General features: G+C 67.8%; 8 protein-coding genes. 1 reads left to right on the top strand and 7 read right to left on the bottom strand.

The features are described 5' to 3' along the window. Positions 1 to 199 precede the first annotated feature (199 nt). Positions 200 to 1453 (bottom strand): UDP-N-acetylglucosamine 1-carboxyvinyltransferase, encoded by a 1254-nt coding sequence (murA, locus tag AWC24_RS21405; protein ID WP_085089097.1) that lies wholly within the window; start codon positions 1451 to 1453, stop codon positions 200 to 202. A gap of 89 nt (positions 1454 to 1542) precedes the next feature. Here murA and AWC24_RS21400 point away from each other — a divergent pair, with 89 nt between their 5' ends. Further along, positions 1543 to 2133 carry a cob(I)yrinic acid a,c-diamide adenosyltransferase gene (locus AWC24_RS21400; protein WP_085089095.1) on the top strand — a complete coding sequence of 197 codons (591 nt, stop codon included), beginning with the start codon at positions 1543 to 1545 and terminating at the stop codon, positions 2131 to 2133. Between the two features lie 24 nt (positions 2134 to 2157). On the opposite strand, the gene AWC24_RS21395 is transcribed toward AWC24_RS21400, so the two are convergent. The 6 genes from AWC24_RS21395 to AWC24_RS21370 are packed head-to-tail and all read right to left on the bottom strand — an operon-like array spanning position 2158 to position 8456. After that, positions 2158 to 2601 carry a DUF2550 domain-containing protein gene (locus AWC24_RS21395; RefSeq protein WP_085089093.1) on the bottom strand — a complete coding sequence of 148 codons (444 nt, stop codon included), beginning with the start codon at positions 2599 to 2601 and terminating at the stop codon, positions 2158 to 2160. A 14-nt stretch (positions 2602 to 2615) separates the two neighbouring features. Then, positions 2616 to 2981, bottom strand: a complete 366-nt coding sequence (locus tag AWC24_RS21390) for a F0F1 ATP synthase subunit epsilon (RefSeq protein WP_085089091.1) — start codon at positions 2979 to 2981, stop codon at positions 2616 to 2618. A 34-nt stretch (positions 2982 to 3015) separates the two neighbouring features. Beyond that, entirely contained in the window at positions 3016 to 4446 is a 1431-nt protein-coding gene (gene atpD, locus AWC24_RS21385; RefSeq protein ID WP_085089089.1) for a F0F1 ATP synthase subunit beta, read from the bottom strand. A 45-nt stretch (positions 4447 to 4491) separates the two neighbouring features. Next, complete coding sequence (locus AWC24_RS21380; RefSeq protein ID WP_085089087.1) at positions 4492 to 5415, bottom strand: F0F1 ATP synthase subunit gamma; 924 nt, start codon at positions 5413 to 5415, stop codon at positions 4492 to 4494. Between the two features lie 7 nt (positions 5416 to 5422). Beyond that, positions 5423 to 7072 (bottom strand): F0F1 ATP synthase subunit alpha, encoded by a 1650-nt coding sequence (gene atpA / locus AWC24_RS21375; RefSeq protein ID WP_085089085.1) that lies wholly within the window; start codon positions 7070 to 7072, stop codon positions 5423 to 5425. Between the two features lie 46 nt (positions 7073 to 7118). After that, positions 7119 to 8456, bottom strand: coding sequence for a F0F1 ATP synthase subunit B/delta (locus AWC24_RS21370; RefSeq protein WP_085089083.1), 1338 nt, complete (start codon positions 8454 to 8456; stop codon positions 7119 to 7121). Positions 8457 to 8461 lie beyond the last annotated feature (5 nt).

Here is an 8461-nt window from a genome sequence, read left to right as displayed (position 1 = left end):
GGGCGCCAAGGATGCGGCAAAAACAACAACAAACAAAAACCACCAAACACACTATTGAGTTCTCAAACAACACGCCCGGCTTTCAGGCAACCCCGCCACTATACTCGGTAGCCGGAGTTGAGTCAACTCCGACTTTTCGGGGCTACCAGAAGGTTCTTCCAGACTGCTCGACGATCCGCGTGCGGGGCGCCGGCCTGACCTATCTTACACGTTCGATTTCGGCGCCGAGACCGGCCAGGTACTCCACGAACAACGGGTATCCCCGATCGATGTGGTAGACGTCGTGGACCTCGGTGTCACCGTCTGCGACCAGGCCCGCAAGGACCAGGCCGGCGCCGGCCCGGATGTCGGAGGCCCACACCGGCGCGCTCGACAGCTGCGGCAGGCCGCGCACCACCGCGTGGTGCCCGTCGGTGCGGGCATCGGCGCCCAGCCGGATCATCTCTTCGACGAACCGGAACCTCGCCTCGAAGACGTTCTCGGTGATCATCGACGTACCGTCGGCGATCGCCGCCAGGCCGATCGCCATCGGCTGCAGATCGGTCGGGAATCCCGGGAACGGCAGGGTCGCGACGTTGACGGCCTTGGGGCGGTCGTACTGGACGACCCGGAAGCCGTTGTCGTGCTGAGTGACGGTCGCCCCGGCGTCGTGCAACTTATGCAGCACGAGCTGCAAATGGGCCGGGTCCACGCCGGTCACCGCGATGTCGCCGCGCGTCATCACCGCGGCGATGGCCCAGGTTGCCGCGACGATCCGGTCCCCGATCACCTCGTGTTCGGTGGGGTGCAGCCGCGGGACCCCGGTGATCTTCAGCGTCGGCGACCCCGCGCCCTCGATCTGCGCGCCCATCTGGTTGAGCATGGTGCACAGGTCGGCGACGTCGGGCTCACGCGCCGCGTTGTGGATGGTCGTGACGCCTTCGGCCAGCACCGCCGCCATCAAGATGTTCTCGGTGGCGCCGACCGAGGGGAACTCCAACTGGATCTCCGCGCCGCGCAGCTTTTCGGCGTGCGCCACCACGCAACCGTGTTCGATATTGCAGGTGGCGCCCAGCTGACGCAGGCCGGCCTGGTGCATGTCGAGCGGGCGCGATCCGATCGCGTCGCCGCCCGGTAGTGCGACTTTGGCCTTCAGGCACCGGCCCACCAGCGGGCCCAGCACACAGACCGACGCCCGGAACTGGCGCACCGCGGCGAAGTCGGCGTCGTACTTGGGTTCATCCGGCGAGGTGATTCGCACCGTGGTCCCGTCGAGCTCGACGTTGGCGCCCAGGCCGCGCAGCACCTCGGCCATCAGCGGCACGTCGAGAATGTCCGGGCAATTGGTGATGGTGCTGGTGCCCTCCGCCAGCAGCGCCGCCGCCATCAGCTTCAGCACGCTGTTCTTAGCGCCGCCGACGGCGACCTCCCCGGCCAGCCGATTGCCGCCGGTAACCACGAAACGCTCACCCACGCGCGTCAGTGTAGTGACGACCGGGCAGTGATCCCGACCGAATCCCGGCCCGGCTCGCACCGGTTGTCGCGCCCGGTACGGTTTGGGGCATGGCAGTGCATATCACTCGCGTGTACACCCGCACCGGCGACGACGGCACCACGGGATTGAGCGACTTCTCCCGGGTTCCCAAGACCGACCAGCGCCTGGTGGCCTACGCCGATGTCGAAGAGGCCAACGCCGCGATCGGCGTGGCGATCGCGCTGGGCGAACCCGACGAATCGGTCAGCGCGACGCTGCTGCGCATCCAGAACGATCTGTTCGACGCCGGCGCCGACCTGGCCACTCCCGTGGTGGAGAACCCCAAGTACCCGCCGCTGCGCATCACCCAGGACTACATCGATCGGGTGGAGGCGTGGTGCGATGAATACAACGAGCCGCTGCCGGCGTTGAACTCGTTCATCCTGCCGGGCGGCTCACCGCTGTCGGCGCTGCTGCACGTCGCCCGCACCGCGGCGCGCCGCGCCGAGCGGTCGGCGTGGGCCGCGGTCGAGGCGCATCCCGACGGCGTGTCGGTGCTGCCGGCGAAATACCTGAATCGGTTGTCGGACTTGATGTTCGTACTGTGCCGGGTGGCCAACGCCGACGGCGACGTACTGTGGCAGCCCGGCGGCGAGCGCACCGACCGTCCCGAAAAGTAGGCGCCGCCAAACGGTTCCGTCAGATCAGTAACTGTGACGGCGGGACCGCGGCGACGGGCGCGCCTCCAGCCAGGACAGAAATGCGGTGCGGGCACCGCGGTCCAGCGCGATCTCGAAACCCGCCCGGCGGTCCTGGGTGGTGTCGCGCAGTTCGAGCACCACGATCTCGTCGGTCATGATGTCGAACTCGTCGCCGCGCGGCGCACGCCGCGACACCACGTCAACCCCGCGGCGGGACAGCCGGCGATCCGGCCACAGCCGCACGCTGGAGAGCCGGTAGAAGGCGGCTTCGCCGCCGCGGTAACGGACGACGCCGTGCCGCCACCCGTGCCCACCCACGGCCGGCAGGTCGCGCATGATCGCCGCCGTGCCGCCCTGGCGCAGTTTCCACAGCCGGTAACTCAGCGCCAGCACAGCGCCCAAGAGCACGGCGACGAGCACGACCATGGCGATCATGGGCGTGCTCATCGGTTCACGCCCCGCTAATCGATCACGCCCAGGGCACGAAGCCTAGCCCTGCCCTGAGCCGCCAACTTCGGGTCGTTGGAGTTGGCGTCGTGCCGTGCGGTCGCTTCGTCGATCTCCGCGGCGAAGTCGACGGACTCGGCCAGAATGCTGACGCCCTCGTCGGTGACCGACAGGAAACCGCCGTGCACCGCCAGCCGCAGCTCGCCCTCCTCGACGCGGTCCACCCGCACCATCGCGTCGTCGACGAGTTCGGCGACCAGCGGGATGTGCCGCGGATAGATCCCGATCTCACCGACGGTGGTCCGGGTGAAGATGAACGTCGCCTTGCCCGACCACACCTTGCGATCGACCGCGACGACGTCGACGTCAATCTCTGCCACTACCCACCGCCTTTCGCGGTCAGAGGATTTCGCGTCACAGCTTGGCGCCCAGGCTCTCGGCCTTCTTGGCCAGGTCGTCGAGACCACCGATCAAGAAGAACGCCTGCTCGGGCAGGTGGTCGAAGTCGCCCTTGGTCAGCCGGTCGAAGGCCTCGATGGTCTCCTTGAGCGGCACCGTCGAACCGGGCTGGCCGGTGAACTGCTCGGCCGCCATCATGTTCTGGCTCAGGAACCGCTCGATACGCCGTGCTCGGTTCACCAACTGCTTGTCCTCCTCGGACAGCTCGTCGATACCGAGGATGGCGATGATGTCCTGCAGGTCCTTGTAACGCTGCAGGATCCGGATGACCTCCTGGGCGACCCGGTAGTGGTCGTCGCCGACAATGGCCGGGTCCAGAATGGTCGAGCTCGACGCCAGCGGGTCCACCGCCGGGAAGATGCCCTTGGAGAACACCGCACGGGAAAGCTCGGTGGTGGCGTCCAGGTGCGCGAACGTGGTGGCCGGCGCCGGGTCGGTGTAGTCGTCGGCCGGCACGTACACGGCCTGCATCGACGTGATGGACCGGCCGCGGGTCGAGGTGATCCGCTCCTGCAGCTCGCCCATCTCGTCGGCCAGGGTGGGCTGGTAGCCCACCGCCGAGGGCATCCGGCCCAGCAGGGTCGACACCTCGGAGCCGGCCTGGGTGAACCGGAAGATGTTGTCGATGAACAACAGCACGTCCTGGCCGGCCTCGTCGCGGAACCACTCGGCCATGGTCAGCGCCGACAGCGCCACCCGCATACGGGTGCCCGGCGGCTCGTCCATCTGACCGAACACCAGGGCGGTGTCCTTGAGCACGTTGGCGTCTTCGAGCTCGACCCACAGGTCGTTGCCCTCACGGGTGCGCTCACCCACGCCGGCGAACACCGAGGTGCCACCGAAGTTGCGGGCGATGCGGTTGATCATCTCCTGGATCAACACGGTCTTGCCCACACCGGCACCACCGAACAGGGCGATCTTGCCGCCGCGCACGTACGGGGTGAGCAGGTCGACGACCTTCAACCCGGTCTCGAGCATCTCGGTGCGCGGTTCGAGTTCGTTGAAGGCCGGCGGCTTGCGGTGGATGCCCCAGTGCTCGAAGTCCTCGCCGTAGCCCGGCTTGTCCAGGCAGTGGCCCAGCGCGTTGAACACGTGGCCCTTGACGTCGTGGCCGACCGGCACCGAGATCGCCGCACCGGTGTCGGTCACCTCCACGCCGCGGACCAGGCCGTCGGTGGGCTGCATCGAGATGCAGCGCACCAGGTTGTCGCCGAGGTGCTGGGCGACCTCGAGGGTCAGCGTCTTGGCCAGCTCCTCGAAGGTGATGTCGGCATGCAGCGCGTTGAACAGCTCGGGTACCGCGCCCCGCGGAAATTCGACGTCAACCACGGGGCCGGTTACGCGCACGACGCGGCCGGCGGTTGTCTTGTCAGCGGTAACAGTCATTATCTTCTTCGCTTCCTAGTGCTTAGCGTGCTTGGCGGGCTGTGCTTATCGGGCATCGGCGAGGGCATTGGCGCCGCCGACGATTTCGCTGATTTCCTGGGTGATCTGGGCCTGGCGCTCACGGTTGGCCTCGAGTGTCAACGCCTTGATCAAGTCGTCGGCATTGTCGGTCGCCGACTTCATCGCGCGCTGGCGCGAAGCCAGCTCAGAAGCAGCCGAGTCGAGCAGCGCCGCGTACACGCGGGTGGTCAGATACCGCGGCAGCAGCGAGTCGAACAGCGTGGTGGCGTCCGGCTCAAAGGAGTACAGGGTCCGCGGACCGGTGTCTTCCTCACCGATGTACTCCACCAGCATCGGCGCGATTCGCCGCGCCTCGGCCGACTGCGACAGCATCGAGCGGAAGTCCGTGGACACGATGTGCAACTCATCGACGCCGAGCACCCCGTCGGCACCCGGGTGGTCGCCCTCGTCGTCGACACCGGACATGAACGCGTCCACCAGGGTCGAGGCGATGGTCGCGGCGTTTTCGTAGGTCGGCTGCTCGGAGAAACCCGCCCACGAGTCGGTGATCTCCCAGTTCCGGAAAGTGTAGTACGCCAGTGCCTTCCGGCCGACGACGTAGAGAATCGGCTCCTTGCCCTCCGACCGCAGGAGCGCGAACAGCTCCTCGGCCCGACGGAAGACGTTGGCGTTGTACCCGCCACACAGACCACGGTCGCTCGACACCACCAGCACCCCCGCCCGGGTGCGGTTTTCGCGCTCGACCAACAATGGGTGGTCCAGGGCCGCCTCGGCGGCCAACGTGGTGAGCATCCGGGTTATCTCATCGGCGTACGGCCGCGCCGTTTGGAGCCGGGCCTGCGCCCGTCCGATACGCGACGTAGCGATCAGCTCCTGGGCCTTGGTGATCTTCTTGATCGACCCGGCGGAGCGGATTCGCCCGCGTAGTTCGCGAAGTGTGGCTGCCATGGCGGTGTTACCTCTTCTTCGCCGGCGGGGCCTTGCGGACCTGCACCGCTTCCTTGCCGAGCTCGTCCTCGTCGAGCGCTTCGACGCGTTCGTCGGGCACCACCGAGCTGCCGTCGGTGGCGGCGAAGCCCTTCTTGAACTGTCCGATGGCCGCGACCAGTTTCTCGCCGGCCTCATCGGAGAGTTTCTTGGACTCGCGGATGCCGGTCAGGATGTCGCTCTCGGAGGCCCGGATGTGGTCGAGGAACTCGGATTCGAACCGGGCGACGTCCTCGACCGGCACCGAGTCCAGGTGCCCCTCGGTACCCAGGAAGACCGCGACGACCTGTTCCTCGACGGGCATCGGCGCGTACTGGGGCTGCTTGAGCAGTTCGACCAGCCGAGCACCGCGTTCCAGCTGCGCTTTGGAGGTGGCGTCCAAGTCGGAAGCGAAGGCCGCGAACGCCTCCAGCTCGCGGTACTGCGACAGATCCAGACGCAGCGAGCCAGCCACCTCTTTCATGGCCTTGATCTGGGCGGCGCCACCGACCCGGGAAACCGACACACCTACGTTGATGGCCGGCCGGACACCCTGGTTGAACAGGTCGCTCTCCAGGAAGCACTGGCCATCGGTGATCGAGATGACGTTGGTCGGGATGTAGGCCGAGATGTCGTTGGCCTTGGTCTCGATGATCGGCAGGCCGGTCAGCGAACCGCCGCCGAGCTCGTCGGAGAGCTTGGCGCAACGCTCCAGCAGCCGGGAGTGCAGGTAGAACACGTCGCCCGGGTAGGCCTCGCGGCCGGGGGGACGGCGCAGCAGCAGCGAGATGGCGCGGTAGGCCTCGGCCTGCTTGGTGAGGTCGTCGAACACGATCAGCACGTGTTTGCCCGAGTACATCCAGTGCTGGGCGATCGCCGAGCCGGTGTAGGGAGCCAGCCACTTGAAGCCGGCGGAGTCCGAGGCCGGAGCCGCGACGATCGTGGTGTAGTCCATGGCGCCGCCCTCTTCCAGCGCGCGGCGCACGCTGGCGATGGTGGTGCCCTTCTGACCGATCGCGACGTACACGCAGCGGACCTGTTGGTTGGGGTCCCCGGTCTCCCAGTTCTGGCGCTGGTTGAGGATGGTGTCCACACACAATGCGGTCTTGCCGGTCTTGCGGTCACCGATGATGAGCTGGCGCTGGCCGCGACCGATCGGGGTCATGGCGTCGACGGCCTTGACGCCGGTCTGCAGCGGCTCGCTGACGCTCTGGCGCTGCACCACCGAGGGGGCCTGCATCTCCAGCGGCCGACGTGTCTCGGCCTCGATCTCGCCCCGGGCGTCGATCGGCTGGCCGAGCGGGTTGACCACCCGGCCGAGGAAACCGTCGCCGACCGGCACCGAGAGCACTTCGCCGGTCCGCTTGACCTGCTGGCCCTGCTCGATGTGCTCGAAGTCTCCCAGGATCACCGTGCCGACGCTGTGCTCGTCGAGGTTCAGGGCCACGCCCAGCACCCCGCCGGGGAACTCGAGGAGCTCCTGGGTCATCACCGAAGGCAGACCCTCGACGTGTGCGATGCCGTCACCGGCGTCGATGACGCTGCCGACCTCCTCGCGCGCGGTGTCGGCGCTGAAGGAGCTCACGTACTCCTCGATCGCCCCCTGAATGTCGTCAGAGGAGATTGTCAACTCTGCCATGGCTTCTCGTCTTCCTGCCTTCTTGGTGATGGATCTAGGTTTTTGGTCAGTCGGGCAATTGCGTCTTTGCGGCGACCAGGCGCGAGGACAGTGTCCCGTCGATCACCTCGTCGCCGACGGCGATCGCCAGCCCGCCCAACAGTTCGGGGTCGACGCCGACCTGCACGCGCACCGGGTGGCTGTAGATCCGGCTCAGTACGGTGTTGAGCCGGGTGCGCTGGGCGTCGCTGAGTTCGGCGGCCGCCCCGACGTGCGCCACCACTTCGCCGCGGCGTGCCACCGCGATCTGGGCGAGTTCGGTGATCGCCTGGTGCGCGGACTGACCGCGCAGCAACCGGACGGTCTGCTCCAGCAGCGCGGTGGTGATCGAATTGGCGCCACTGCCGCCGCCGATGACGTTGCGTACCAGCCCCACCCGGCCGGCGGCCGGCGTTGCGGTGTCACTGAGCAGCGTGTCCAGCCGGGGCTGGGCATCGAGGATGCGGGAGAACCGGAACAGCTGGTCCTCCACCTCGTCGAGGCTGTCCGCGCGTTCGGCAGACAGCAGCAGCGCCTGCCGCGCGACGTGTTCGGCCGCCGCGATGAGGTCGCCGTCGTTGGACCACCGGGCCGCGGCGGCGTCGGACACCAGCGTCAGGGCCGGATCACCGATCTTGCCGGAGAACAACCGCTGCACCAGGCGAACCTTCGGGGCGGGGTCTTCGGTGGGCACCGTCAGGTGCCGTGTCACCACGGTCTCGCGCCCCAGCACGTCGGCGACCGCGGTCAAGTCACCGGCCAGCGTAGACAGGCCCTGCTCATCGAGGCCGCCTGCCACCTCGTCGAACTTGCCGAGCAGACCCTTGAGGGCGTCCCGGCTCGCGGAGCGCATCCGGGCCAGGATCGGCGATTCGACCTCGACCGACTTCGGTGCCATCGCGTCGAGTTCGTCGAGGAACCGGTCGACGGTGGCGGCCTGGCGTTGCGGGTCGGCGACGTGGTCGCGAACCAGCTCGGCCGCGCGCTGTACCGCTTCCGCCCCGAGGCCGGCCCGCAGTTCACGGATCAGCTGGGCACGCATCAGGCCCACCTGCTGACCGCCGGCGGACTTGACGCGCTCGGCCTCAACGCCGGCCTGACCGCGCAGTTGCTCAGCGAGCCGCTCAGCATCGGTGCGGGCTTCGGCGGTCACCCGCTGCGACTCGGTCTCGGCGTTGGCGATTGCGGTGGCGTGCGCCTGGCCGGCCTCGGTCAGCCGGGCGGCGGCCGCAGCGGCCTCCTCCAACTGCCGACGCACCGACTCCTGCTGGTCGGCCATCAGCCTGCGCACCGGCGGAACCACGAACTTGACCAGCAGCCAGACGATGACGGCAAAGCCGACCAGCTGCCCGATGAATGTCGACATCTCTG

This window comes from Mycolicibacter senuensis (genome assembly GCF_002101885.1).
Classification (GTDB): domain Bacteria; phylum Actinomycetota; class Actinomycetes; order Mycobacteriales; family Mycobacteriaceae; genus Mycobacterium; species Mycobacterium senuense.
Note: the sequence above shows the minus strand (reverse complement) of the source record. Positions and strands in the feature narration are given on the sequence as shown.

Coding starts and splice junctions, on each gene's coding strand:
- AWC24_RS21400 (WP_085089095.1), top strand. CDS start 1,543: ATGGCAGTGCATATCACTCGCGTGTACACCCGCACCGGCGACGACGGC.
- AWC24_RS21395 (WP_085089093.1), bottom strand. CDS start 2,601: ATGAGCACGCCCATGATCGCCATGGTCGTGCTCGTCGCCGTGCTCTTG.
- atpD (WP_085089089.1), bottom strand. CDS start 4,446: ATGACTGTTACCGCTGACAAGACAACCGCCGGCCGCGTCGTGCGCGTA.
- AWC24_RS21380 (WP_085089087.1), bottom strand. CDS start 5,415: ATGGCAGCCACACTTCGCGAACTACGCGGGCGAATCCGCTCCGCCGGG.
- atpA (WP_085089085.1), bottom strand. CDS start 7,072: ATGGCAGAGTTGACAATCTCCTCTGACGACATTCAGGGGGCGATCGAG.
- AWC24_RS21370 (WP_085089083.1), bottom strand. CDS start 8,456: ATGTCGACATTCATCGGGCAGCTGGTCGGCTTTGCCGTCATCGTCTGG.